The sequence below is a fragment of the Arthrobacter sp. YC-RL1 genome, assembly GCF_001454985.1.
Classification (GTDB): Bacteria; Actinomycetota; Actinomycetes; order Actinomycetales; family Micrococcaceae; genus Glutamicibacter; species Glutamicibacter soli.
The window spans coordinates 593,817-618,124 of the sequence record NZ_CP013297.1; the positions used below are offsets into that span (position 1 = coordinate 593,817).

The following is a 24,308-nucleotide window of genomic DNA, read 5'->3' on the forward strand; positions in this document are numbered from 1 at the left end:
GTATGCCCAGCGGTGGACACCAGTGGAATAGCGGTGCCGCGCCATTTGTGCGCCGGGGCGACGTCGAATGGAGATTGGGGGTGGGGCTTCGTAGAGTTGAGCAGGTGAGCTCACCTACGCCCGTTGAACCCAACCGCAGCATATCCCGCCAGATCCTGGCACTGGCAGTGCCCGCCTTGGGCGCGCTGATCGCCGAACCGCTGTTCCTGATTGCCGACTCGGCCATCGTGGGACACCTGGGTGTCGCCGAGCTGGCCGGCGCCGCGCTGGGCACCACGGTGCTGCAAACCGCGGTGGGCCTGATGATTTTCCTGGCCTACGCCACCACCCCCGCCGTGGCGCGGGCGCTCGGTGCGGGGCAGCCGGCCCGGGCCATGGCCGCGGGCCGCGACGGCATGTGGTTCGCCGTTGCGCTGGGTGTGCTGCTGACGATTGCCGGGTATCTCGGCGCCGAGGCGGTGGTCCGCGGCATGGGCGCCGAAGGGGCGACCGCGCAGTTCGCCGTCGACTACATCCGCTATTCGCTGCCCGGGCTGACCGCCATGCTGCTGGTCTTCGCGGCCACCGGCATCCTGCGCGGCATGCAGGACACCAAAACGCCGTTGGTGGTCGCCACCGCGGGCTTCGGCCTGAACATCGTGCTGAACTTCGCCCTGGTCTACGGCGCGGACCTGTCCGTGGCCGGCGCCGCGCTGGGCACCTCCATCGCCCAGTGGATCATGGCGCTGGTGTACCTGTGGATGATCATGCCGAGGATCCGCCGGGAAAACGTGCCCCTGGCCCCGAGCTGGTCCGGCTTCATCTCCACCGGGCAGGTCGGCTCGTGGCTGATGCTGCGCAACCTGACCATGCGCGCCGCCCTGCTGCTCACCGTGGTGGTGGCGACCAGTGCCGGGGAGCAGACCCTGGCCGCCCACCAGCTGGTCTTCACGGTCTTCTCGTTCCTGGCCTTCGCGCTGGACGCGCTGGCCATCGCCGCGCAGGCGATGATCGGCAAGGAGCTGGGCCGCGGGGACGCGCAGCAGGTGCGCAAGCTGACCGGGATCATGAGCCGCTGGGGCATCTACTTCGGCCTCGCCACCGGGGTATTCCTGCTGGCGACCTCATGGGTGTTCCCGATGGTCTTCACCACAGACGAGCAGATCCGCTCGCTGACCACCGTCGGGCTGTGGGTGCTGGCGCTCGCGCAGCCTTTGTGCGGGCTGGTCTTCGTGCTGGACGGCGTGCTGATCGGCGCGGGGGACGCCCGCTACCTGGGACTGGTCGGCGCGCTGAACCTCGCCGTCTACGCGCCGATGCTCTGGGCGGTGCACCGCTTTGCCCAAGGCCCGCACAGCGCGCTGGTCTGGATCTGGATCGCCTTCTCGCTGGGCTACATGGCGTCGCGCGGCGTGACGCTGTTCGTGCGTTCGCGCGGCACCGCATGGATGCGCCTGGGCGCCTGATCCCGCGGTTTCAGATCTGGGCAGGTCCCAGCATGGCAGAGCGGATCGAAGCCAGGTGCGAGCGCATGGCCTGCGCCGCGCCGTCGGCATCGGCCCGGGCCAGCGCGGCCAGGATCGCGCGGTGCTCGGCGATTTCTTCCGACTGGGACATGTAGGGCTGCATGGCCGGCAGGACGTAGTGGGCGCGGGCTGTCTGCGCGAAGCAGGTGTCCAGCGCCGCGAGGATCCGGGAGTTGCGCGCCGCATGGCTCAGTTCGCTGTGGAAGAGCCGGGCGGCATGCATCGAGGCGATCGGGTCGCTGACCGCGAGCCGCTCCTGGTCGTCCAGGAGCCCCTGCAGGCTCTGGATCAACTGGGCGCTGTGCATCCGGGCCACCTGGCTGCACACATGCGGTTCGAGCAGCAGGCGCATTTCGAGCACTTCGTAGACGTCGTTCATCGAGATGGCGCGGACCAGATAGCCCTTCTTCGGCAGGATCTGCAGCAGTCCCTCGCTGGTCAGCTGGCGCAGCGATTCGCGCACCGGGGTCTTGGAAACGTTGAATTCCTGGGCGAGCGCGGGTTCGATGAGCATGGAGCCGGGAGCCAGGACGCCGCTGTTGATACGCTCGCGCAAGGTGACGGTCAGTCGCTCGGAGATAGAACCTGCCATGAGTCCCCATTTTTCTCGGTGCCCGCAGCGACCGGAATTTTTGTAATGTTTGGGATCCAGTTCACTTTTGATCCCGAGAACACCTTAGTCTGGATTGAAATATATTTCAGGAATCTCACAGCTGAAATCCGGACGAAGGAGACCACTTCCGTGACCACACTTCAGCACGCTGCAAGCGCCCAGACGCAGCGAAACCGCCGCAGGGCACTTTTCGCTTCGGTGTTCGGAACCGCCATCGAGTGGTACGACTATGCGCTGTACGGCGCCGCCGCCTCCGTGGTGATCGGCCCACTCTTCTTCTCCGGGGCCGGCGAATCCGCCGCGTCCATTGCGGCCTTTGCCACTTTCGCCGTGGGCTTCGTCGCCCGCCCGCTGGGCGGTGTGGTCATCGGGCACCTGGGCGACCGCTACGGGCGCCGCCCGGCGATGCTGCTGTCGATCATCCTGATGGGCGTCGCGACCGTGGGCATCGGGCTGCTGCCCACTGCGCAGACCTGGGGCGCCTGGGCCGTGGGGCTGCTGGTGTTCTTCCGCCTGGTCCAGGGATTCGGCGCGGGCGCAGAGCTGACCGGCGCCATGACGCTGGTCGCCGAATACGCCGAACCCAAGAAGCGCGGCTTCTACACCTCGTTGGTCCTCTCGACCCCTCCGCTGGGCATCGCGCTGGCCACCATCTGCTTCTTCGCGGTGTCGCTTCCCGGCGAAGAGGTGCTGCTGGGCTGGGCCTGGCGCATCCCGTTCCTGATCTCAGCCCTGCTGTTCGTGGTGGCCATCTACATCCGCAACAAGCTCGAGGAAACCCCTGAATACGCCAAGACGATGGCCGCGGCGAAGGCGAACGCCGACAGCGCCAAGCTGCCGGTGCGCGAGGTCTTCGAATCCCACACCCCGCGGGTCGTCCTTGGGTTCTTCGCCATCACCGGGCACAACGCGGTCAACTACATCATCGCGGTCTTCTCGATCAGTCTGATGGTCTCCTCCGGCATGGATCGCTCGTCGGCCCTCCTGGCAGTCACCCTCGGCTCGCTGGTCTCGGTGCTGCTGACCCCGGTGGGCGGCTGGCTGGCCGACCGTTTCGGGGCCTCCAAGGTGCTGGCGGCCGGCAACATCTCCGGTGTGCTGCTGGCCTTCCCGATCTTCTGGATGTTCTCAACCGACCAGTTCGTGCTCGGCCTGCTGGCCGTGGCCGCCGGCTACGCCTTGATCATCCCGTGCACCTCCGGTGCGCAGGGCGCGTTCCTGACCGAACTCTTCCCGGTCAAGGTGCGCTTCTCCGGCATCGCCATCGCCCGTGAGCTGAACGGGGCACTGGTTGCCGGGCTCTCCCCGCTGATCGCCGCGGCGCTGCTGGAACTGGGCAACGGCTCGATCACCCTGCCCGCCACCTACCTGGCCGCCTGCTGCCTGTCTTCGGTCATCGCCATCTACCTGGGGACCCGCGCGGCCAAACGCCAGCTGTACTAGGCTGGCGCCCGCGCGCCACCATTGCCAACCACGAGTACTACCTAAGGAACAACGACATGGGAAACCTCAAGCGCCAACTGCCGGATCTGGGTGAACTGGTGAGCCTGATGAGGTTCAAGGTTCCATCCACCGACCGCCGCGCGGTCCGCTTGGCAGCGGCCGCCGACCTCTGGGACCTGCGCAAGATCGCCAAGCGCCGCACGCCCACCGCGGCCTTCGACTACGTGGATGGCGCCGCCGGTCGTGAGATCACCGCGGACCGGGCACGCCGGGTCTTCGACTCGGTGGAACTGCTGCCGCGCATCCTGCACGGCACCGCACATTCGGACCTGTCCACCACCATCGCCGGCGGGCACTCGGCCCTGCCCTTCGGCATCGCTCCGACCGGCTTTACCCGGTTCATGCACTCCGAAGGCGAAATCGGTGGTTCGCGCGCGGCGATGAAGGCGGGGATCCCCTTCAGCCTCTCCACCATGGGCACCCGCTCCATCGAGGAGGTCGCCCAGGCGGCCCCTGAGGGGCGCAAGTGGTTCCAGCTCTACCTGTGGAAGGACCGCGAGAAGTCGAAAGCGCTCGTCGAGCGCGCCGCCGCCGAAGGATTCGACACCCTGCTGGTCACCGTGGACACCCCGGTGGCGGGGCAGCGCTTCCGCGACACCCGCAACGGCATGAAGATTCCGCCGGAGCTGACCCTGAAAACCGTGCTGGATGCCTCCTACCGCCCAGAGTGGTGGTTCAACTTCCTGACCACCGATTCGCTGAAATTCGCCTCGCTATCCGATACCTCGGCGGACCTGCCGACCATCATCAACTCGATGTTCGACTCTTCCTTGGACTTCGAGGACCTGAAGTGGATCCGCGAGCTGTGGAAAGGCAAGCTCTTCGTCAAGGGAGTGCTCACCGCCGAGGACGCCGCCAAGGCGAAAGCCGCCGGCGCGGACGGCCTGGTTGTTTCCAACCACGGCGGACGCCAGCTGGACCGGGCGCCGATCGCTTTCGAAGCCCTGGGCGAGGTGCGCGCAGAAGTCGGCGAGGAGATGGAGATCATCATGGACTCCGGCATCATGTCCGGTGCCGATATCGTGGCCAGCCTGTGCGCCGGAGCGGATTTTGTACTCATCGGACGCGCCTACCTGTACGGCCTGATGGCCGGCGGCGAACAGGGTGTCACCCGCGCCATTGAGATGCTGGCCAAGGAAGTAGAGGTCAACATGCAGTTGATGGGAGCTGCAAGCATCAAGGACCTCACCCCCGAATTGATTCGCCGGCGCACCACCGTCGGCTAGCGGGCATTGCCTCGGCGTCGCCGGCCCGCGAACCTCCCCTTGGAAGGACGGTTCGCGGGCCGGTGTGATTAAGCCCGGCCAAAGTGGCGGATAGTTCTATCGGCGGTAGAATGGAAAGCGTGCCAGCACCAAAAACCACTCAAGTTCAAGCCCAAGATGTCTTCCGCCCCGTATTGCTGCGTGGCCTGACTGCGGCGATCTACGCGCTGCTGTCCATCTTCTGGGTGGGCGCCGACGAGAAGGTCTTGTCCTACTCGACGGCGGCGTTCCTTGTGGTCACCGGCGTGTTCATGTGGCAGTACGTCACCGTGGACAGCGCTCCCGAGAAGTCGCGCGGCCCCTACGCGCTGGGCGCCGGCCTGATGCTGATGGCAGGCATCGCCACCATCTTCGCCACCACCACCATGTGGATCGGCCTCCTGGCCGCCTTCGCCTTCCTGGTCACCGGCCTGGTCGAGCTGTACGTCTTCTTCACCCTGCGCGCCCAGTTCCCGCCATTCCGCAACCAGCTGGTCACCGGCGTGGTCGGATTGATTCTGGCCGCTGCGACGATTTTTGGTTTCAACATGGACGCCCACGCAATGTTCGGCGTCATTGGCGGCGGCGCCATCGTGCTCGCCGTGTTCGTCCTGATCGCCGGTTTCGGCCATCGACATGAAATGAAAGCCCCCGAGGCCGCTGACGGCCTGGAAACCGGCGGCACCTCGAATCCCGGCACCGACGGGACCAACTAGCCTTGACGACCTCAGCAAAAGTAGAAACGGAGTTCCCGGTGGGAAACAACCCGAAGAAGAAGCAGCCGTGGAGCCAGTCCATCAAGGGCCCGCTGAGCTTCTCTTTGATTTTGGCCCTCGTCGCCGGCGGCGTCGGCATGATCACCTCGACCGGTGGATCGCAGAACGAGATCCGACTGGATGTCGGACTGGCCTGCTTCGGCATCGCCTTTGTCGCCAGCCTGCTGGTCATTTCCGTCTTGACCATGGCGTCGAAGGAAAACGACCCGGAATTGGGCAAGGGCACCGGGGTGAATCGATCCTCGGCCAACCCGGATAAGAAGTTTAAAAAAGACTGATAATAAACTTGACCAAGCGTCGCGACGCGCTGGGACTGTCCGTCTGAGGAAGTCCCGGCGCTTTGTCGTTTGGTGGAGCCGAGCGTGCCCCAGCGCACGTGCAGTGCACTAACTAAGGAATCAAGTGAGCAGTACCAGCAAGAGCACGTCCGAAGACGGCACCCCACTGGGGCGCCAGTTGATGCGACGCAAGTCCATTGCCGCAATGACCAGAGACGCGGCGGACAACGCAGGCATGGGTCAGCTCAAACGCACCTTTGGCGTCTTCCAACTGGTCATGATCTCCGTGGGAGCGACCCTCGGCACCGGCATCCTGGTGATCCTGGGAGATGCGGTGCCCAAGGCCGGTCCTGCCACCTGGATCGCATTCGTGATCGCCGGGATCACCGCACTGCTCTCGGCCGTGTCCTACGCTGAGATGGCAGGCATGGTCCCGGTCTCGGGATCCAGCTATTCCTATTCCTACGTGACGCTCGGCGAGGGCATCGCCTGGATTTGCGGCTGGTGCCTGGTGCTCGAATACGCGGTCTCCGCCGCGGCGGTCGCGGTCGGCGCCGGAGCCTACGTCAACCAGACGCTGGAGATCTTCGGCCTGTCCCTGCCCGACTACCTCTCCGCCGGTGCAGCCGATGGCGGGCTGGTCAACCTGCCGGCCCTGCTGGTTGTCGTGCTTGCGACCTTCCTGCTGGTGCGCGGCGCCCGCGAGTCGGCCTTGGCCAACACCGTCATGGTGATGATCAAGATCGCCATCCTGATCTTCTTCGTGATCGTCGCCTTCACCGCCTTCGACTCGGGAAACTTCGAACCACTGCTGCCCATGGGCATCGCCGGTGTCAGCGGCGCCGCCTCGATGGTGTTCTTCTCCTACATCGGCTTCGACGCCGCTTCCACCGCAGGCGAGGAAGCGAAGAACCCGCAGCGCGACCTGCCGCGCGCCATCCTGATCGCCATGGCCCTGGTGACCGCCATCTACGTGCTGGTGGCCGTGGCCGCAGTGGGCGCGCGCAACTGGGAATGGTTCGGCGAATCCGAAGCCGCCCTGGTGCAGATCGTCTCCGAGATCACCGGCCGGCCGTGGCTTGCGTTCTTCTTCGCGCTCGCCTCGGTGGTCGCGATCGTCTCGGTGGTGCTGACCGTGCTCTACGGCCAGACCCGCATCCTGCTGTCCATGGCCCGCGACGGGCTGATCCCGCGCTTCTTCGGCAAGGTGTCCGCCGAAACCCGCACCCCGGTGGTCGGCACCCTCGTGACCGGTTCGGTGGTCGCGGTGACCGCGGCGCTGATTCCGCTGGGCCAGCTGGCCGAAGCGACCAGCATCGGCACACTGTTCGCCTTCGCCCTGGTGGGCGTCTCGGTCATGTACCTGCGCCGCACCCAGCCGGACGCCCCGCGCACCTTCCGGGTGCCTCTGTACCCGGTGGTTCCGTTGCTGGGCATTGCGGCCTGCCTCTACCTGATGTTCAACCTGGCCGGCATTACCTGGGTGGTCTTCGGCATCTGGATGCTCATCGGCGCGCTGATCTACCTGGCCTACGGACGCCGCCATTCGCGGCTCGGCGGACTGACCGAGGTCGACTACAAGGCGGAACACCGCCTGAAGTAACACGCAGGGGCCGCCCCCGCGCTTCGGGGCAACTGCGGCTAGGCTGTCAGGTGTCGGATACCTACGATTCCTTGCCCGGGAGGACCCCATGCATCAAGATCCAGTCAGCACCGCAGACCTCTACGACCAGCACGGGGACGACCTGCAGTCGATCTCTGTCCAGTTCCAGGATTTCGGCGGCAGGCTGTCATTCCACGGCCCGGCCCGCACCATCAAATGCCATGAGGACAACGGGCTGATCAAGGAAACCCTGAGCTTCCCGGGCAACGGCGCGGTGCTCGTGGTGGACGGCGGAGGGTCGCTGCGTTTTGCGCTGCTGGGCGACATGATCGCCAAGAACGCCGAGGCGAACGACTGGGCGGGCATCATCATCCACGGCGCAGTGCGCGACCGCGCCGAACTGGCCGGCCTGCAGCTGGGCATCAAGGCGATCGGGAGCAACCCGCGCAAGACCGTGAAGCGCGGCCACGGCACCGTGGACGAGACCATCAGCATCGGGGACGTGAAGATCCGCCCCGGAGCCATGGTCTACGCCGACATCGACGGAATCCTCGTCCAGCACTAGGACGTGGCCGGGCCGATCAGTGGTCGTCGTTGGCCGGGAGCCACTCGTTCTTGAACTCCTCGATGGTCATCGAATCCAGGTCCTCGCGGATCTGGACGATCAGCCGTTCGGCTTCCTCTAGGCTTGAGGTATGCAGGCTGAGCAGCACGGAATCATCCAACCGGGAATGCACAACTACCTGCGGTTCATTGGCTTCGAATTCGGCGTCGCCCAAGGTGGCGGAGGCCAGGGCCACGACCCAGCGTCCTGCGGCCCGCAACGGGCCGGTCTTGACGGCTTCCAAGCGTGCCTCGAAGCCGGAGGATGCATGTGTTTCTTCGGTCATGACCTGTCCTTTCGACATGACACTCGGCGTGCCGGGTATGTCTTCATCTTAGAGTTCGGCATCGCCAAAGGCGAATAGGGATCCCCAAATTTCGAAGTTATTTGCCGACGGAAGCCTTGCGGGCGCGGTAGGCCCGCACGTGCTCCCGGTTGGCGCAGTTTCCCGCATCGCAGTACAGCTTTGAACGGTTCCGCGAGAGATCCAGCAAGGCGTTCTTGCAGTCGGTGGAAGCGCAGATGCGCAGGCGTTCCAGCCCGCCGGCGAGAATGACCTCGGCCAAGGCCATGGCGGCATTCACCGCGAAACGGTCGTAGAGCGGGCTGCTCGTGGTGGTCGCATGCAGCTTGTAGCCGCGCTTCGGGGACTTGATCAGCTGCGGCTGGGCGTTAGCGGTACGCAGGATCTGGTTGACGCGGAACACCGCATCTTCCTCGGAGGCCGTCCAGATGCTCTTGAGCTGCGAGCGCAGTTGCCGGATGGAACGCAGCTCCGCTTGGTTGTGGGCGCGGTCCGCGGTGAAATGCTGCGAGTCCAGGAATTCGTCCAGGTCCGCCACGCTGGAAAGCATGTCAACGATCTGCACCTCGGTGTTCAAGAGGTTCACGATGACCTTCAACGAGGCTTCGATATCGGGCGTAAAAGTCATAATTCAGTCCTGAACGAGCTAGCGGATTGACTGTGCTTCAAGCCTAACCGTATCGTCTGGAACATATGTCCCATCTCCGCCGGATCGACATCGAGCCGGCGGAAGTTCTTTGAAAGCACCGCACACTTGATGACTCACCCTGAGGAACCGCTGGATTCCCCTGCCCTGCGCACGGCTGCCCCGCGCGTTTCCAACTCCGCCCGCGGAGTCTGGATTGCGCTGGCGTCCTCGGCGGCGTTCGGCATTTCCGGAACTTTCGCCCGCGGGCTCTTCGAAGCTGGATGGTCGCCGGTCGCCGCGGTGACCGCGCGCATGGCGGGCGCGGCACTGGTGCTGGCGATCCCGGCCATGCTGGCCATGCGCGGCCGCTGGACCCTGCTGCGCACCAACTGGGTGTCGATCTTGCTGTTCGGCCTTTTCGGCGTGGGCGCCTGCCAGTTGTGCTACTTCCTGGCGGTGCAGCGACTGGATGTCGGCGTGGCACTGCTGCTGGAGTACCTGGCTCCGGTGCTGATCGTGCTGGTGCTGTGGGTGCGCCACAAGAAGCGCCCGTCGGTGGCCACGATTGCCGGGACCCTGCTCGCCCTGGGCGGCCTGGTGGCGGTGCTGGACCTGACCGGCACTTCGGACATCGACCCGATCGGCGTCTTGTGGGGGCTGGGCGCGGCGGTTGGGCTGACCGTGTACTTCTTCATCAGCGCCCGGGTGGATGGAGCGCTGCCGCCGATCATGCTCTCCGCCGGAGGCATGGCGATCGGCGCCCTGTCCATGGTCGCGGTGGCCGCCTTCGGCATCCTGCCCATGGAGTTCTCCACCGGCACCGGTTCATTCGCCGGCTACGAGACCCCGTGGTGGCTTGCGCTCATCGGCCTGATCCTGATCTCCACGGTCTTCTCCTACACCACCGGCGTGATGGCGGCGCGGGCGCTGGGTTCGAAGGTCGCCAGCTTCATCTCGCTGACCGAGGTGCTGTTCGCGGTGCTGTGGGCCTGGCTGCTGCTCTCCGAGCTTCCCGGCCCGGTGCAGCTGCTGGGCGGGCTGCTGATTGTCGGCGGCGTGGTGCTGGTTCGCGTCGACGAGCTGCGCAGCGCCCGGCTGTAGCCCGAACCGTCAGCGGGAGGCGTCGTCGACCGCCAGCCCCTCGAGCTTTGCGGCTTCCTCGGAAATCCGGGCGGCCAGGTCGAAGTCCCGCTTCGCGATGCCGTGGACGCTGCGCAGCGAGATCCCCACGTGGACGGACTCGTAGCGCCAGTCGACGGTCGGGTGGTGGTTGAGCTGTTCGGCGGCCAGCCCGATGACCGCGATGAATTCCAGCGCGGTGGCGGTTGTGTCGAACCGATAGCTGACAGCCAGTGTGCTTTCGCCCAGTTCCCAATCCTGCAGTTCATCCATCAATTGCCACACCTGCACGCGTGGCAACGGCCCGGTTTCCGTCATGGCGATCCTTCCGAAAACAATGTCGCTGCTCCAAGGAGCCGCGACGCCCCTTTTTCGGGTCATCGTGGCATGGGTCCACCCCGGAAGCCAACAGGTGTCAGACATTGCACAGGACGAAGCGGGTGCACCGGGATTCGGGTGCCGGAAAACCACGGCTGCTGCCGCCGTCCGGGGCCGGCGCGCCGGGCCTGACTGAGGATGAGTACAAATGAGTGACGAATATTCTCTCATGAGATCGACGGCTGGCCAATTCTGGTGTCGTTCCATGGCCAATACATCGGCCCGCTCATCGATTCTTTTCTACCGCTGGTCGCTTGGTGGCGAATAATCCGTGACTTTGGCCGATTGGGGTGTATCAGTCACGGGATGATTCTTGGCGGTGTTCCAACGCCATCACATGCTTGACTGAGCCATCACATGCTTGACTGAAAGGGACGAAGTTGTCCACAACACGTACAAATAAGGATCCGGGACAGGTGTCCCTGGCCAAGACCTTGGGCAACTGGGATGCCCTGGCCCTTGGCTTCGGCGCAATGATCGGATTCGGCTGGGTGGTCCTCACCGGCGGCTGGCTTTCGAGCGCCGGAACCCTGGGAACCATCGTCGCTGTGCTGGTCGGCGGCGGCATTATGGCCGTGGTCGGCCTGACCTACGCCGAGCTGACCGCTTCCATGCCCAAGGCCGGCGGCGAGCACAACTTCATCCTGCGTGCGCTTGGCCCGCGTCCATCCTTCATCGGCTCCTGGGCGATCACCGGCGGCTATGTCACGATCGTGGCCTTCGAAGCCGTGGCGTTCCCGCGCACCGTTGAATACATCTTCCCCGGCATGAGCCAGATCCCGCTGTGGACCATTGCAGGTTTCGAGGTCCACTTGACCTGGGCGCTGGTCGGCGTCCTGGCCGGCATCCTGATCACCTGGATCAACATCCGCGGCGTGAAGCAGGCCGGCGTGGTCCAGACCTTCACCGTGATCTTCCTGCTGGCCATCGGCCTGCTGATGATCTTCGGCTCGGTCACCGGCGGCGAAACCGCCAACATGGAGCCATGGTTCACCCCGGGCATGAAGGGCTTCTTCACGGTGCTGATGGCCGTGCCGTTCCTGTTCATCGGCTTCGACGTGATCCCGCAGTCCGCTGAAGAGGTCAAGATCCCTTCGCGGCAGATCGGCAAGCTCGTGGTCATTGCTGTCATCATGGCGACCCTGTGGTACGTCATGGTGGTGCTGACCACCGCCTCGGCGATGCCGGCCGCGGATCTGGCGAACGCCAACATCGCCACCGCCGACGCCTTCGGCGCGCTGTTCAACTCGGATTTGATGGCCAAGATCCTGATCGCCGGCGGCATCGCGGGCATTCTGACCTCCTGGAACTCCCTGCTGCTGGGCGCGTCCCGTCTCGTGTTCTCGCTGGCCCGCTCCGGCATGCTGCCCGACTGGTTCGCCCGCCTACACCCGAAGTACAAGACCCCGCACAATGCGCTGCTGTTCATCGGCGGCATCTCGCTGGTTGCCCCGTTCTTCGGCGAACGCATGCTGGGCTGGCTGGTGGACTCGGGTGCCCCGAGCATCATCATCGCCTACTTCCTGGTGTCCGTGACCTTCCTGCTGCTGCGCCGCCGGGAACCGCAGATGGACCGCCCGCTGCGCGTGGGCGGCGAAGGCCGCTTTGGCGAGGTCATCGGCTGGGCCTCGGTGCTGCTGACCTTCGGCCTGTTCAGCCTCTACATGCCCGGCATGCCGGCGCAGCTGACCTGGCAGCCGTGGCTGATCTTCGCGATCTGGTGGGCCATGGGCGCGCTGTTCTTCTTCAAGGTCCCCGGCGGCATCCCCGCTGGTGTCGACGCCGAAGAAAAGGTGCTCGAAGTCGTCAGGGCACGACGCAAGAAGTAGCGTTTGTCTGGCACTGCGTGCAGGGCGCGTCCGTTCGCGGACGCGCCCTGCACGTATTTCATGCGCAGTTCCCGGCGCTCGGGTGTGCGCGGCTCCTAGCGCTTGACCTCGTAGCACAGACGCATGACCCCGCCGCTGAGCTCCTGGGCGCAGAGCAGTTCCAGATTGGTGCGGGCGAGGCCCGGGGCGAAGTAGGGGGTCCCGCCGCCCAACACTATCGGGAACAGGTTGATCCGGTATTCGTCGATCAGTCCCAGCCGCGCCGCCTGGGCGGCCAGGTCCGCCCCGCCGATGGCGATCTCCGTGTCGCCTCCCTGCGCCTTCAGCGACTGGATCTCCTCGCCCAGGGACCTGGTGGCCAGCCGGGCGTTGCCCTGCACTTCATTCAGCGTGCGGGAGAACACGACCTTGGGCAGAGGGTTCCACAGTGCGATCCAGTCCAGATCCAGCTTTGTGCTTTCCGGGTTATCCGCGGCGGTCTCCCAGTACAGCATGACCTCGTAGAGCTTGCGCCCCATGAGCTGGACACCGAGATTCTTCGCCTCGTCGATGGAGGCCTGGTAGATGTCGTCACCCGGAACGCTCCAGTCGATTCCGCCATCCGGACCGGTGATGAATCTGTCCATGGACATGGACATTGAATAGGTAACCTTGCGCATTGCCGCCGCCTCTTTCGAAGTTGCTTCCACGGTACGCACCGCTGGGCGCGCTGGAAAGGGCCTGCAGCGCACTGCCAGCATGGGACCCGTCCTGCGCTGGAAGCCAACCCGCGTGCGCTGCAGGCCAATCCCTAAATCCCGAATCCGTAGCAGACTAGGTTCGATATGTGTGACACGGCCAACACCTGGAGCCGACATCGGCGCTGGCCTGCACGGGAGAAAAGGGGAATTGTGGAGAACAAAACCGTCATTGTCGTAGGCGCAGGTTCGGCCGGATCGGTGGTCGCGCGCCGGCTCGTGGACGCCGGAGCCAGCGTCACCCTGTTCGAGGCAGGCAACGAGGACACCAACCCCGCCATCCACGACCTCTCGCGCATGGGGGAGCTGTGGCACAGCGAGGACGACTGGGACTACTACACCGCGCCCATGAACGGCACCGCCAGCAAGCCGATGCACCTGCCGCGCGGCAAGGTCATGGGTGGCTCGCATGCGCTGAACGCCACCATCTGGGTGCGCTGCGCCCCGCAGGACTTCGACCACTGGGCCAGCGTGAGCAGCCCCGACTGGGCCTGGGAGAACGTCCTGCCGGTTTACAAGGACATCGAGAACTTCTCCGGAGGCGCCAGCGAGCTGCGCGGCGGCGCGGGCCTGCTTCCCGTGGTCGACAAGTACCCGCTGGACGAGATCCACCAGTCGATCATCGAGGCCGCAGTGCAATCCGGCGTCGAGCACAACCAGGACTACAACGGCCAATCCCTGGAAGGCGTCTCCCAGGAGCAGGTGAACATCGTCGACGGCGAACGCATCAACACTTGGAAGGCCTACCTGAAGCCGGTGCGCGAGAAGCTGCGGATCATCACCGGCGCACAGGTTCACTCGCTGCTGGTCGAGGACGGCGCGGCGGTGGGCGTGCGCTACCGCAGCGGCGGGCAGCTGCACGAGCTGCGCGCGGACGAGGTGGTGCTCAGCGCCGGCGCGCTGGGCTCCCCGCAGATCCTGTTGCGTTCGGGCATCGGCCCCTCGGCGGAGTTGGAGGCCGCCGGCGTCGCTCCGCTGCTGGATGCCCCGCAGGTCGGCAAGAACCTGCACGACCACCTGCTGGCCCCGGTGATCGGGCAGACCACTGCCAAGGACATCCCGGCGCCGCGCACCGGCATCTCGGTGTCGCAGACCCACCTGTTCGCCAAGTCGCGGGAGGATCTGGACGTGCCCGACACCCAGCCGATCTTCTTCTCCGTGCCGATGTACTCGCCGGGCATGGAACCGGTTCAAGGCACGGCATTCACCCTGCACTCGGGCATCATTGCCCCTCACAGCCGCGGCGAGCTGACGCTGTCCGGGCCGTCGCTGGACGACCCGGTGCGCATCGACCTCAACGCGCTGGATGACCGGCGGGACATGGACGCGTTCCTGTTCTCCATCAAGCAGTGCCGCGACATCATGGCGCAGCCGGCGCTGGCTGGGGACTGGGGAGCGGTGGAGGTCTATCCGGGCGCCGAGGTGCAGGACGACGCGGCGCTGGAGGACTACATCCGCAACAACGTGGTGACCTACCACCACCAGGTGGGCACCTGCCGTATGGGCGTCGACGCGCAGGCGGTGGTGGATCCGCGGCTGAAGCTCAACGGGCTGAAGGGCCTGCGGGTCATCGACGCGTCCATTATGCCGCGCATCACCACCGGCAACACCAACGCCCCGGCGGTGCTGATCGGTGAGCTCGGCGCGAAGTTCCTGCTGGAAGACCTGGCCGCGAGCCGGTAGCCGCCGGCCTGTTCTCCCGTGCTGACGCCAAGGGCCTCGCACCGTCATCCCGTGACGTTGCGAGGCCCTCGATGGTTGCCCAAAGGCGCTAGCTGTCGATGCTTTCCTTGGCCTTCTCGGCCTGGGCTGCGCCGGCTGACACGGTGCTGCGGTAGGCGGCCGCCTCGCGGCGCTCGTGGGCGACCTTGCCGGCGTGGGCCAGGCGCAGCGCCTCGTGCTTCGGATCGCGGCGGACCCCTAGGTAGCCGATGCCCAGCCCGATGAACCAGAGCGGGGTGGCGATCAGCGCGACCAGCGTGTCGGCCTGGGTGGTCAACGCCCACAGGATGAAGACGAAGAATGCCAGCACGACGTACGGCATGAACCGTCCGCCGGGCATCTTGAAGGCGCTGGCGTCATGCAGCTGCGGGCGGCGGGCCCGATAAGCCAGGTAGCTGAGCAGGATGATCGACCAGACGAACATGAAGCAGAGGGCTGAAATGGTGGTCACCAGCGTGAACACCGCCATCACCGAGTCGCCGCTGTAGAGCAGCGCGACGCCTGCCAGCAGGAACATGCATGAGAACATCAGCGCGTTGCGCGGCACCTTGCGGGAGGAGAGCCGCTCGAACTTCTTCGGGGCGTCGCCTTCCAATGCCAGGCCGCGCAGCATGCGCGAGGTCGAGTAGATGCCCGAGTTGGCGCTGGAGGTGGCGGAGGTGAGCACCACGAAGTTGATGATGCCCGCGGCGCCGGCCAGCCCGGCCAGGGTAAACATGCCGACGAACGGGGATTCCTCGGCGGAGAACAGCGTCCACGGCTCGACCATCATCAACACCAGCAGCGCGCCGACGTAGAAGAACAGGATGCGCAGCGGGATCGAGTTGATCGCCTTGGGCAGGGTCTTCTCCGGGTCCTTGGTCTCGGCCGCGGTGGTGCCGACCAGTTCGATGCCCACGAAGGCGAACACGGCGATCTGGAAGCCGGCCACGAAGCCCATGGCGCCGTTCGGGAACATGCCGCCATGTGCCCAGAGGTTGGAGAAGGAAGAGCTGATGCCGTTGTGCTGGAAGCCTGTGATGACCATGGCCAGACCCACCACGATCAGCGCGCCGATGGCGATGATCTTGACCAGGGCGAACCAGAATTCGGTTTCACCGAAGGCCTTCACGGTGCTCAGGTTCAGCACCAGCAGCAGGGCGATGCAGGCCAGGCCCGGGATCCACAGGGGCAGGTCGCCCCACCAGAAGGCGACGTAGTGCGCGATGGCCACGACATCCGCGATGCCGGTGACAACCCAGCAGAACCAGTAAGTCCAGCCGGTGAAGAAGGCGGCCCAGGGGCCGAGCAGGTCGCCGGCGAAGTCGGCGAAGGTCTTGTAGTTGAGGTTGCTCAGCAGCAGCTCGCCCATGGCGCGCATGACGAAGAAGAGCATGAAGCCGATGATCATGTACACGAAGATGACCGAGGGGCCGGCGACGGCGATGGTCTTGCCGGAGCCCATGAACAGGCCGGTGCCGATGGCGCCGCCGATTGCGATGAGCTGGATATGGCGATTGGAGAGTCCGCGTTCGAGCTTGGGGGCAGAGCTGGTTGAGCTCATTCAGGCGCCTTCCGGGAGTGGGGGATCCCGCACCCGACGCAATCCGGGACAAGCTGGTGGGCCTGTCCGCGGACAGCGCTACCTTCGAACACGCGCATCGTGGTGTTCTCCTGTTTTCGGCCGCATAAGGCTCAAGCGCTCAAAGCAAGTGCCTGCCGCGACCACGGGGGAGCATCATGGGCGTGCCCGCGAGTGCGGCACTGTTCTGATGTTCCTCCCCAATCTGTTTGCGTACCTGAGAGTTTTCACTTCGCGCCGAATACTGGGCGAAGCCTGCTCCTTCGGTGAGCGCGACCTTCATCGCGCTACTTTCCAGATGTGCCTGTTCGTGGCGGTACGGGGGCCTGAGAGTTTCCCGGGGAGGAATTGCTCCTACGGCGCCCGCCCTTGGTTCAGGACGGGGCTCTCCCGCCACGCATCAATGGCTGTTTGGTGACTGCCATCACAGTATGCCTTGGAAACGTGAAGCGATGCAAATTGAATCTGCCGGAAAATCGTCGTAAAGCCTCAAAAGGTCCTTTCGAAAATCCTTATTGACAAGTGCGTTTCAATTCCGTCTTGTGGCTTAAAGTTTGAAACGGCGCAACGCTTAATATGAGACCCCAGGTTCCCGCCCCTGGGTCGCGTTCGGGGAGGCAATCTGTCCCGCTATGAAATCATTTCATTGTGAAATGATATTCTCGGTGGGTGAATGAACAGAAACCGCCCCAATTCCAATGGAACTCCTTGAGTTATCTGGCGACCCGGGTTGGGCGCGTGGGTACCACGGCGCTCGGTGCGCTCATGGACGCCGAGGGGCTGACGCGCCACCACTTCACGATCATCAGCGCACTGGAAGAGTCCGGCGCGATGTACCAGAACGACCTGGCCGACCGGGCCAATATCAACCGCGGCCATATGGTCGCCTACCTCGACCGGCTGGAAGCGCACGGTACGCTGCAGCGCACCGTGGACCCGGCGGATCGCCGCCGCCGGCTCATCGAGCTGACCGCTGAAGGGCGTCGTTTTGCGGACCGTGCCGTCGAAGCGGCCCGCGAAGGCGAGGAGAAGATCTACAGCGTGCTGGATGCGGCCCAGCGCGACCAGCTGCGCGGCCTGCTGCAGCTGGTAGTCGCCAGCGAGGAGGAAGCTCGCCCGTGATTGCCCACGCACAACAGATCTGGAAGCACAGCGTTGCCGTCGCCCCGCGCATGCCGGCGTTGCGGCCCGCGGCCCGGGCCACGTTCTGCCTGGCGGTGCCGCTGCTCATCCTCGCCAGCCTGGGACGGATGGATTGGGCGATGTATGCAGGGTTCGGCGCCTTCTGCGCAGTCTTCGGCCGCTACGACAACTACGCGGTCCGCTTCTGGCAGCAGCTCAGCTGCGGCGCGGTGCAGGTAGCATCCATGCTGCTGGGCACGCTGTTCTCCTTTCTCCAGACGCCGTTCATCGTCGATGCACTTGTCTTGGCCGTGATCGCCTTCGGCTCCAATCTGGTGTCGCGCGGGGTGCGCTGGCTTCCGCCGGGACCGATCTTTGCGGTGTTCGCCGGCGGTGCCTGCCTCTCGGTTCCGGCAAGCGGCGAAAGCTTCATCGGGGTGCTGCTGGTCGGTGCGGGCACCGCATTGTTCAGCCTGCTGGTCATGCTCGGGCTGTCGGCCCGACGCGGCCGACTGGCGGCCGCGCTGAAGGCGGAACCCACCTGGGCGCCGACCGAGAAATCGGTCCATGAATCCGTGCGCATGGGCATCGCCGTCTTGTTGGCCGGTGTCGTGGCCTATCTTCTTGGGGGAGACCACTGGTACTGGGCGAGCCTTGGCGCAATTTCCGGGGTGATGGGGGCAACCGTCCACAGCCGGGTTGCCCGGGCCCTGCAACGCTGCGTCGGAACCTGCATCGGCGTGCTGCTGACCTGGGCCGTGTTCGTCTTCGAACCCAATCTCTGGGTGCTGCTTGCGGTGGCGCTGGTCGGCCAGTTCTGCATCGAGGTCGTCATCCTGCGCAATTACGCGGTGGGCATGGTCTTCATGACTATGGTCGCGCTGCTCATGGTGCACCTCGCCAGCCCCGAGGATCCCATGGTGCTGCTGGTTGACCGGGTCACCATGACGGTGCTCGGGGCGGCCACCGGTGCGGCGCTGAGCGTGGCGATCGGCATCGTCCTCCGAATGCGCAGCGGCGAAGTCCAAGCACTGAGCACGACTACCAACTCATGATGTTGGTTGCGCATCAGGTCATTTTAACTGTCGCTAAGCCCCGTTTGCTAAACAAGCTAGAAGAAAATTCATGCATTCATTGGGACTCGTCTGCATAGTTTTTATCCTTTCCAAGAAGGATGCTTCGTTATTTTGGGGCCCAAGTGGCGCTTAGGTACATGGCACGCGATCTGTCGCAAGTTGAATCGTTAGAATCTGCAAGCTAGAGGGCGTTTGAGTAGATGGAGAATGATCTATGGTTGGCTTTGTTCTAGTCCAAGCCGGGTGATCATGCGTGTTTGAATTAACCCCATGACATTGAATTTTCATGCTGGCGACGTCTGGTCGCAAATTACCGCGGTAGTCGAGAGTGCAGGAAGAACTTATGCTGCAATTTCTTTTATTGGACAGGACGCTCCTGACCTACTTCCGCTAGGAGAATCTGACGTCCTTCTGGTCAACGCGAAAGATAGCTGTGTCCGTTCCCATGCAACCAACCCGTACGCTCTGGAAGAATTCACTAAACGTGGTGTTGTTGTGTACAGCTCGGATCGACTCCATGCGAAAGTGATTGCGACCGATCAGCATGCAGTTGTCGGATCAGCCAACGCTTCGGCTAATTCAACACGCTCCTCTGAAGCTGTAGTAATTACCAAAGGGCTGCAAGATCGAAAACAGATTAGAGATTTCGTTAAACGTGAAATCGCGGAGAACGGTTTTAAGCTCAATCAAGAAAAACTCAATGAGCTAAAGAGAATCTTTGACGAAGCGCCGCAGCCCGAAACGGGGATTCCAGGGGTCAATAACCCCGCACCACAAGTAACTGGATTTCCCTGGGCATTGGGCCCCGTTTATCTCGTGGAAGATGTGGGATCTGATCTTACGGATGATGAGGAATCGGCGCTGCTCGAAGGCAGGTCAAGAGAAACAGGTTTTAGCCTGAGTGTTGCGCAGAGCAACGAGTTAGGTGAGCCTTTTGAGGTGGGGGACATCGTAATTTTCTGTGACGAGTCTACTGTCAGGGCACCCATGTACGTTGACAGCGCTGAAATCGCGATGGATTCAGACCCTTCTCGCAAGGGTCAGATAATGCAGCAGAAGATCAAGCACAGACGGTCGTACGCCAGATCCGGAATGAAAAATCGCTACGATTTTGAGAATCATTCGTTTCGTGAACTGATGGAGGAACTGGAGGAAAGTTCGGGCTTCATGGAGCTCAAAGGTGCCCAGCGCGACAATCTGCTCAGGGTCTGGTTTCCGGAGCTGGCGCATGAAGACGTCGCTTTGAATGGCTGATCGGTTACGTCTATAAACTACCTGTGTCCGTCTAAACCTTGCACGGCCTTGCGGCTATGGGCCTGTTCGAGGAGTAGACGTAGTCAAATGAACAACAAGTTCGCCTGAAAATGCAAAAAGCCGCCGGACGGGAATCCAGTTCAGGAATCCCACCCGGCGGCTTTGGCCTTGGCTGCTATTACTATTTCTTGCCGAAGTTGCGCAGCCGCAGCGAGTTCAGCACCACCAGCACCGAGCTGGCGGCCATGGCCGCGCCGGCGATCATCGGGTTCAGCAGGCCCAGCGCCGCGATCGGGATGCCCGCGGTGTTGTAGGCGAAGGCCCAGAACAGGTTCATCTTGATCGTGGACAGCGTCTTCTCCGACAGCGCGATGGCCTGGGCGACCTGATGCAGGTCGTTGCCCATCAGAGTAATGTCCGCAGCCTCGATGGCCACATCCGTGCCCGAGCCCATGGCGATGCCCAGGTCCGCCTGTGCCAGAGCCGGGGCGTCGTTGACGCCGTCGCCCACCATGGCCACGACCTTGCCTTCGGCCTGCAGGCCGGAGATCGCCTTGACCTTGTCCGCCGGGAAGACCCCGGCGAAGACGTCCTCGGGCTTGATGCCCACCTGCGCGGCCACCTTGGCCGCCACGGACTTGTTGTCCCCGGTCAGCAGCACCACGCGCAGCCCGCGCTGCTGCAGCTCGGAGATCGCCTTGGTGCTAGTCTCCTTGACCTTGTCGGCCACGGAGATCACTGCTTGGAACTGGTGGTCCACCGAGACCAGGATGGCGGTGGCTCCGGCCTGCTCGGCCTCCGCCAGCATGTCCAGCGCTGCCTGGTCCAGTTCGGTGCCCTGGGACTGCAGCCAGCTGTAGCGTCCCACAACCACGGTGCGGCCGTCGATCACGCCCTTCACGCCGCCGCCGGGATCGGAATCGAAGTCCGACACCTGGGCCAGCGGGCCGAGCTGCGCGGCCGCGGCGGCGATGGCCTGGGCAATCGGGTGCTCGGAATGGTGCTCCACGGCGCCGGCCAGGGCCAGTGCCTCATCCGGGTGCACGCCGTGGACGGCACGGGTGCCGACGTGGGTCATCACGCCGGTAGTGACGGTGCCGGTCTTGTCCAGCACGATGGTGTCCAGCTTGCGGGTGTCCTCCAGGACCTGCGGTCCGCGGATCAGGATGCCCAGCTGGGCGCCGCGGCCGGTGCCGACCAGCAGTCCGATCGGGGTGGCCAAGCCCAGGGCGCACGGGCAGGCGATGACCAGAACTGCCACCGAGGCGGTGAACGCCGCGTAGCTGTCGCCGGTGGCCAACCACCAGACCAGGAAGGTGAGCACCGCGATACCCAGCACGATCGGCACGAAGACCGCGGAAATGCGGTCTGCCAGCCGGGCGATCGGGGCCTTGCCTGACTGCGCCTCTGAGACCAGACGGCCCATCTGGGCCAAGGTGGTGTCGGCGCCCACGCGGGTGGCGCGGATGACCAGGCGGCCGGAGGTGTTCAGCGTGGCTCCGGTGACCTCGTCGCCTTCGGCCACCTTCTGCGGCACGGATTCACCGGTGAGCAGCGAGGTGTCGATGGCGCTGGCCCCGTCGACCACCACGCCGTCAGTGGCGATCTTCTCGCCGGGACGGACCACGAACTGGTCTCCCACCTGCACCTGGTCGGCCGGGATCTTCACCTCGGCGCCGTCGCGCAGCACGACGGCTTCCTTGGCGCCGAGATTCAGCAGGGATTTGAGCGCATCGCTGGCCGAGGACTTGGCCCGGTGCTCAAGGTAGCGTCCGAGCAGCAGCAGCGTGGCGACCACGCCGGCGGTCTCGAAGTACAGCGCATGCTCGCTCATCTTCATGCCCACATGGGCGGTCATCATCGGATCGAGGATCAGCTGGATAGCGGAGAACAGGTAGGCGGCCAGCACGCCCAGGGACACCAGGGTGTCCATGGTGGAGGCCAGATGCCGGGCGTTGACGGCGGCGGCCTTGTGGAACGGCCAAGCGCCGTAGAGCACGACAGGGGTGGCCAGCGCGAACGTGACCCAGCCCCAGTGCGGGAACTGCGCTGCGGGGATCATGGAGATGACGAACAGCGGGATCGTGAAGATCGCGGAGACGACCAGGCGGCGCAGCAGGTGGTTGGGGACCAAGTGCTCGTGCCCTCCGCCGGAGCCTTCGTCGTGCCCCGAATGCTCCGGGGTGTTCCCGGGGGAGCGGGGCTCCGGGTGCAGCGGGGCCTTGAGATTCGCCGAGTAGCCGGCGGCCTTGACGGTTTCGATCAGCGTCTCGTCGGTGACCTCGGCCGGGACCTGGACCTTGGCGCTTTCCAGCGGAAGGTTGACCACGGCGCTCACGCCGGGCAGCTTGCCGAGCTTGCGTTCCACGCGATTCACGCAGGACGCGCAGGTCATGCCCTGGATCTCAAGGTCGACAGTGCGCAGGTCCAGGGGAGAGGGGGTGTCGGTTTCGGAAGTCATGGGGGTAACCCTGTACTTTCCTGCCCGAGATCGGGCAATTACGCGTTGATTGCCTCGACGGTGTATCCGGCTTCGTCGATGGCGTTCTTGATGGTCTCTTCGCTCAAGGCCGCAGAGGAGCTGACGGTGGCGGTGGAGATGCCCGTGGCGTTCAGGATGACTTCGACGTCGTTGACGCCGTCGATCTCCTTGAGCTCTTCGGTCACCGATGCCACGCAGTGGCCGCAGGTCATGCCAGAAATCTGGATCTCGGTGCGGGCGATGGCCGGCGCGGCGTCCGGGCGGGGCACGATCTGCAGCAGGTCGTTGCCGTTCTCGGCCTTGTTGGAGGAGCATCCGCAGTTGCAGTTGTGGCTCATGATCTTGCTCTCTTTCGGGTATCCGGGGACAGCGCCCCGGGAATGGGAAAAATCCATTGAACTAGCGCACCAGGCGGGCGATGGCCGCGGAAGCCTCGGTCACCTTGTCGTTGACGTAGCTTTCATCGCCGGTCTCGATGGAGGTCTTGGCGGCGTCCACCACGCAGTGGCCGATGTGGTCCTCGACCAATTGCACACTGACCTTGTGCAATGCGGCATTGATGGCGGAAACCTGGGTGAGGATGTCGATGCAGTACTTGTCCTCGTCGATCATCTTCGCCACGCCGCGCACCTGTCCCTCGATGCGCTTCAAGCGCCGGGCCAGGGCATCCTTGTCCGCGTGGTAACCGTGGTGCTGGGCGTCTGCAGCAGGGGCTGGTGTCGTGTTCATATTTAGATAATACCCCTCAGGGGTATGAAGTCAAATACCCTCCAGGGGTATGATTGGTCACGTAATTCCCAGCTTGGTCGCGATAGGATTTCATTCGTGAGCCACAACGAACTTCACGTGCGTCCTATTTCCAGCACCGAACACTCATCCTTCCTCGCTACCGCCCAAGACGTCAGCTTCCTGCAGCGTCCCGAATGGGCGCGCGTCAAGGGCGGCTGGCGCGGCGAATCGCTGGGCTGGTTCGACAACGACTCGCTGGTCGGCACTGCGCTGGTGCTTCACCGCAGCGCGCCGGTCATCAAGAAGACCCTCGCCTATGTACCGGACGGGCCGGTCATCGACTTCGAAGCCTACGGGGCCGACGCGGTGCTGAAGCCGCTGGCCGCCTACCTGAAGAACCGCGGCTCCTTCCAGCTGAAGATGGGCCCGGGACGTGCGGTGCGCACCTGGGGCGCCGCCGCCGTGCGCAAGAACCTGGGCAAGGAAGGCTTCGCCCAGCTCTCCGACCTCGATGTGCAGTCGCAGTCCGACAGTGCGCTCGCGCTGAACGACGCGCTGGGCGCCCTGGGCTTCACCAAGGAAGACGTCGGCCTGGACTTCGCCGCCGGCCAGCCCGAGTACGTGGCCCGCGTGGCCCTGCAGGATGCCGAGGGCAACCAGCTGGACACCGAGAAGGTCATGGCTTCCTATTCCTCCACAACCCGCAACGAAACCCGCAAGGCGCTGAAGAGCACCCTGCAGGTCGAGGTGGGCGAGTGCAAGGACATGGCGCGATTCCATGCCCTGTACAACCACACCGCCGACCGCCAGGATTTCACCGGCCGCCCGCTGAGCTACTTCGAGAAGATGCACACCGTGCTCAACGAGGCAGTTCCCGGCTCCTGCACCCTGTACATCGCCAGCAACGAGGGCGTGGACCTGGCAGCGTCCATCATGATCCGCTCCTCCAACCTGGCCTGGTACCTCTACGGCGCCTCGTCCTCCGAGCAGCGCAAGCTCTTCGCGCCGAAGGCCATCATGCACCATATGATCAGCGACTCCATCGAGGCCGGTTGCCGCTACCTGGACCAGGGCGGCGTGAGCGCAACCCTGGACAAGGACCACCACCTTTCGGGGCTGACCAAGTTCAAGACCAACACCGGCTGCGATATCGTGCAGACCAACGGCGAATGGGACCTGGCGCTGAACAAGCCGTTGGCGTGGGCCTTTGAAAAGTACATGAACTGGCGCAAGAAGTAGGA

The 24,308-nt window shown here is 64.3% G+C and carries 23 protein-coding genes and 1 riboswitch; of the genes, 14 read left to right on the plus strand and 9 right to left on the minus strand.

Annotated elements, in window-relative coordinates; translation table 11 throughout:
- The first annotated feature begins 104 nt into the window (after positions 1-104).
- The gene (locus tag ATC04_RS02700; protein WP_231735892.1) at positions 105-1,445 is read left to right on the plus strand and encodes an MATE family efflux transporter; all 1,341 of its coding nucleotides are present in this window, start codon (positions 105-107) and stop codon (positions 1,443-1,445) included.
- 10 nt (positions 1,446-1,455) lie between these two features.
- Here ATC04_RS02700 and ATC04_RS02705 read toward each other — a convergent pair whose 3' ends face one another.
- A complete protein-coding gene (locus ATC04_RS02705) occupies positions 1,456-2,097 on the minus strand; it encodes a GntR family transcriptional regulator (protein WP_047120242.1) in 642 nt (213 codons plus the stop codon).
- A 150-nt stretch (positions 2,098-2,247) separates the two neighbouring features.
- On the opposite strand from ATC04_RS02705, the gene ATC04_RS02710 reads away from it, so the two are divergent.
- The 6 genes from ATC04_RS02710 to rraA all read left to right on the plus strand — a co-directional run bounded on the left by ATC04_RS02710 (position 2,248) and on the right by rraA (position 8,087).
- A complete protein-coding gene (locus tag ATC04_RS02710) occupies positions 2,248-3,561 on the plus strand; it encodes an MFS transporter (RefSeq protein WP_047120241.1) in 1,314 nt (437 codons plus the stop codon).
- Positions 3,562-3,617: 56 nt separating this feature from the next.
- Positions 3,618-4,847, plus strand: coding sequence for an alpha-hydroxy acid oxidase (locus ATC04_RS02715; protein WP_047120240.1), 1,230 nt, complete (start codon positions 3,618-3,620; stop codon positions 4,845-4,847).
- Positions 4,848-4,966: 119 nt separating this feature from the next.
- Positions 4,967-5,581 carry a DUF308 domain-containing protein gene (locus ATC04_RS02720; protein WP_160309103.1) on the plus strand — a complete coding sequence of 205 codons (615 nt, stop codon included), beginning with the start codon at positions 4,967-4,969 and terminating at the stop codon, positions 5,579-5,581.
- 38 nt (positions 5,582-5,619) lie between these two features.
- A complete protein-coding gene (locus tag ATC04_RS02725) occupies positions 5,620-5,919 on the plus strand; it encodes a hypothetical protein (protein ID WP_047120238.1) in 300 nt (99 codons plus the stop codon).
- A 205-nt stretch (positions 5,920-6,124) separates the two neighbouring features.
- A complete protein-coding gene (locus tag ATC04_RS02730; protein ID WP_231736049.1) occupies positions 6,125-7,522 on the plus strand; it encodes an amino acid permease in 1,398 nt (465 codons plus the stop codon).
- Positions 7,523-7,610: 88 nt separating this feature from the next.
- Entirely contained in the window at positions 7,611-8,087 is a 477-nt protein-coding gene (gene rraA, locus ATC04_RS02735; RefSeq protein WP_047120237.1) for a ribonuclease E activity regulator RraA, read from the plus strand.
- A 16-nt stretch (positions 8,088-8,103) separates the two neighbouring features.
- Here the strand turns inward: rraA and ATC04_RS02740 are convergent, their stop codons facing one another.
- Both ATC04_RS02740 and ATC04_RS02745 read right to left on the minus strand, forming a co-directional pair.
- A complete protein-coding gene (locus tag ATC04_RS02740; protein WP_146955966.1) occupies positions 8,104-8,412 on the minus strand; it encodes a hypothetical protein in 309 nt (102 codons plus the stop codon).
- 97 nt (positions 8,413-8,509) lie between these two features.
- Complete coding sequence (locus ATC04_RS02745; protein WP_047120235.1) at positions 8,510-9,058, minus strand: CGNR zinc finger domain-containing protein; 549 nt, start codon at positions 9,056-9,058, stop codon at positions 8,510-8,512.
- Between the two features lie 129 nt (positions 9,059-9,187).
- Here ATC04_RS02745 and ATC04_RS02750 point away from each other — a divergent pair, with 129 nt between their 5' ends.
- The gene (locus ATC04_RS02750) at positions 9,188-10,159 is read left to right on the plus strand and encodes an EamA family transporter (protein ID WP_052772512.1); all 972 of its coding nucleotides are present in this window, start codon (positions 9,188-9,190) and stop codon (positions 10,157-10,159) included.
- 9 nt (positions 10,160-10,168) lie between these two features.
- Here ATC04_RS02750 and ATC04_RS19685 read toward each other — a convergent pair whose 3' ends face one another.
- Positions 10,169-10,495, minus strand: coding sequence for a 4a-hydroxytetrahydrobiopterin dehydratase (locus tag ATC04_RS19685; RefSeq protein WP_052772511.1), 327 nt, complete (start codon positions 10,493-10,495; stop codon positions 10,169-10,171).
- A gap of 440 nt (positions 10,496-10,935) precedes the next feature.
- On the opposite strand from ATC04_RS19685, the gene ATC04_RS02760 reads away from it, so the two are divergent.
- Positions 10,936-12,384 carry an amino acid permease gene (locus ATC04_RS02760; protein WP_047120234.1) on the plus strand — a complete coding sequence of 483 codons (1,449 nt, stop codon included), beginning with the start codon at positions 10,936-10,938 and terminating at the stop codon, positions 12,382-12,384.
- 95 nt (positions 12,385-12,479) lie between these two features.
- On the opposite strand, the gene ATC04_RS02765 is transcribed toward ATC04_RS02760, so the two are convergent.
- Positions 12,480-13,043 (minus strand): dihydrofolate reductase family protein, encoded by a 564-nt coding sequence (locus ATC04_RS02765; protein ID WP_047120233.1) that lies wholly within the window; start codon positions 13,041-13,043, stop codon positions 12,480-12,482.
- Positions 13,044-13,274: 231 nt separating this feature from the next.
- Here ATC04_RS02765 and ATC04_RS02770 point away from each other — a divergent pair, with 231 nt between their 5' ends.
- The gene (locus tag ATC04_RS02770) at positions 13,275-14,804 is read left to right on the plus strand and encodes a GMC family oxidoreductase (RefSeq protein WP_047120232.1); all 1,530 of its coding nucleotides are present in this window, start codon (positions 13,275-13,277) and stop codon (positions 14,802-14,804) included.
- Between the two features lie 88 nt (positions 14,805-14,892).
- Here ATC04_RS02770 and cycA read toward each other — a convergent pair whose 3' ends face one another.
- The gene (gene cycA / locus ATC04_RS02775; protein ID WP_047120231.1) at positions 14,893-16,386 is read right to left on the minus strand and encodes a D-serine/D-alanine/glycine transporter; all 1,494 of its coding nucleotides are present in this window, start codon (positions 16,384-16,386) and stop codon (positions 14,893-14,895) included.
- A gap of 322 nt (positions 16,387-16,708) precedes the next feature.
- Positions 16,709-16,807, minus strand: a riboswitch (glycine riboswitch).
- A gap of 335 nt (positions 16,808-17,142) precedes the next feature.
- On the opposite strand from cycA, the gene ATC04_RS02780 reads away from it, so the two are divergent.
- The 3 genes from ATC04_RS02780 (at position 17,143) to ATC04_RS19190 (ending at position 19,856) form a co-directional block, all read left to right on the plus strand.
- Positions 17,143-17,526 (plus strand): MarR family transcriptional regulator, encoded by a 384-nt coding sequence (locus tag ATC04_RS02780; RefSeq protein WP_052772510.1) that lies wholly within the window; start codon positions 17,143-17,145, stop codon positions 17,524-17,526.
- Positions 17,523-18,581, plus strand: a complete 1,059-nt coding sequence (locus ATC04_RS02785) for an FUSC family protein (RefSeq protein WP_052772509.1) — start codon at positions 17,523-17,525, stop codon at positions 18,579-18,581. Before ATC04_RS02780 ends, ATC04_RS02785 begins: the two co-directional genes overlap by 4 nt.
- A gap of 291 nt (positions 18,582-18,872) precedes the next feature.
- Positions 18,873-19,856 carry a phospholipase D family protein gene (locus ATC04_RS19190; RefSeq protein WP_152666897.1) on the plus strand — a complete coding sequence of 328 codons (984 nt, stop codon included), beginning with the start codon at positions 18,873-18,875 and terminating at the stop codon, positions 19,854-19,856.
- A 181-nt stretch (positions 19,857-20,037) separates the two neighbouring features.
- Here the strand turns inward: ATC04_RS19190 and ATC04_RS02795 are convergent, their stop codons facing one another.
- The 3 genes from ATC04_RS02795 to ATC04_RS02805 all read right to left on the minus strand — a co-directional run bounded on the left by ATC04_RS02795 (position 20,038) and on the right by ATC04_RS02805 (position 23,067).
- Complete coding sequence (locus tag ATC04_RS02795) at positions 20,038-22,317, minus strand: heavy metal translocating P-type ATPase (RefSeq protein WP_047120228.1); 2,280 nt, start codon at positions 22,315-22,317, stop codon at positions 20,038-20,040.
- A 38-nt stretch (positions 22,318-22,355) separates the two neighbouring features.
- Positions 22,356-22,676, minus strand: a complete 321-nt coding sequence (locus ATC04_RS18650; RefSeq protein WP_047120227.1) for a heavy-metal-associated domain-containing protein — start codon at positions 22,674-22,676, stop codon at positions 22,356-22,358.
- Positions 22,677-22,737: 61 nt separating this feature from the next.
- Positions 22,738-23,067, minus strand: a complete 330-nt coding sequence (locus ATC04_RS02805) for a metal-sensitive transcriptional regulator (RefSeq protein ID WP_047120226.1) — start codon at positions 23,065-23,067, stop codon at positions 22,738-22,740.
- A gap of 96 nt (positions 23,068-23,163) precedes the next feature.
- On the opposite strand from ATC04_RS02805, the gene ATC04_RS02810 reads away from it, so the two are divergent.
- On the plus strand, positions 23,164-24,306 hold the full coding sequence (locus ATC04_RS02810) for a peptidoglycan bridge formation glycyltransferase FemA/FemB family protein (RefSeq protein WP_047120225.1): 1,143 nt from the start codon (positions 23,164-23,166) through the stop codon (positions 24,304-24,306).
- Positions 24,307-24,308: the final 2 nt, after the last annotated feature.

Bases quoted from the DNA above. Each gene is read 5' to 3' on its own strand.
- ATC04_RS02705 (WP_047120242.1), bottom strand. From the start codon at position 2,097: ATGGCAGGTTCTATCTCCGAGCGACTGACCGTCACCTTGCGCGAGCGT.
- ATC04_RS02715 (WP_047120240.1), top strand. From the start codon at position 3,618: ATGGGAAACCTCAAGCGCCAACTGCCGGATCTGGGTGAACTGGTGAGC.
- ATC04_RS02730 (WP_231736049.1), top strand. From the start codon at position 6,125: ATGACCAGAGACGCGGCGGACAACGCAGGCATGGGTCAGCTCAAACGC.
- rraA (WP_047120237.1), top strand. From the start codon at position 7,611: ATGCATCAAGATCCAGTCAGCACCGCAGACCTCTACGACCAGCACGGG.
- ATC04_RS02740 (WP_146955966.1), bottom strand. From the start codon at position 8,412: ATGACCGAAGAAACACATGCATCCTCCGGCTTCGAGGCACGCTTGGAA.
- ATC04_RS02745 (WP_047120235.1), bottom strand. From the start codon at position 9,058: ATGACTTTTACGCCCGATATCGAAGCCTCGTTGAAGGTCATCGTGAAC.
- ATC04_RS02750 (WP_052772512.1), top strand. From the start codon at position 9,188: ATGACTCACCCTGAGGAACCGCTGGATTCCCCTGCCCTGCGCACGGCT.
- ATC04_RS19685 (WP_052772511.1), bottom strand. From the start codon at position 10,495: ATGACGGAAACCGGGCCGTTGCCACGCGTGCAGGTGTGGCAATTGATG.
- ATC04_RS02765 (WP_047120233.1), bottom strand. From the start codon at position 13,043: ATGCGCAAGGTTACCTATTCAATGTCCATGTCCATGGACAGATTCATC.
- cycA (WP_047120231.1), bottom strand. From the start codon at position 16,386: ATGAGCTCAACCAGCTCTGCCCCCAAGCTCGAACGCGGACTCTCCAAT.
- ATC04_RS19190 (WP_152666897.1), top strand. From the start codon at position 18,873: ATGACATTGAATTTTCATGCTGGCGACGTCTGGTCGCAAATTACCGCG.
- ATC04_RS02795 (WP_047120228.1), bottom strand. From the start codon at position 22,317: ATGACTTCCGAAACCGACACCCCCTCTCCCCTGGACCTGCGCACTGTC.
- ATC04_RS18650 (WP_047120227.1), bottom strand. From the start codon at position 22,676: ATGAGCCACAACTGCAACTGCGGATGCTCCTCCAACAAGGCCGAGAAC.
- ATC04_RS02805 (WP_047120226.1), bottom strand. From the start codon at position 23,067: ATGAACACGACACCAGCCCCTGCTGCAGACGCCCAGCACCACGGTTAC.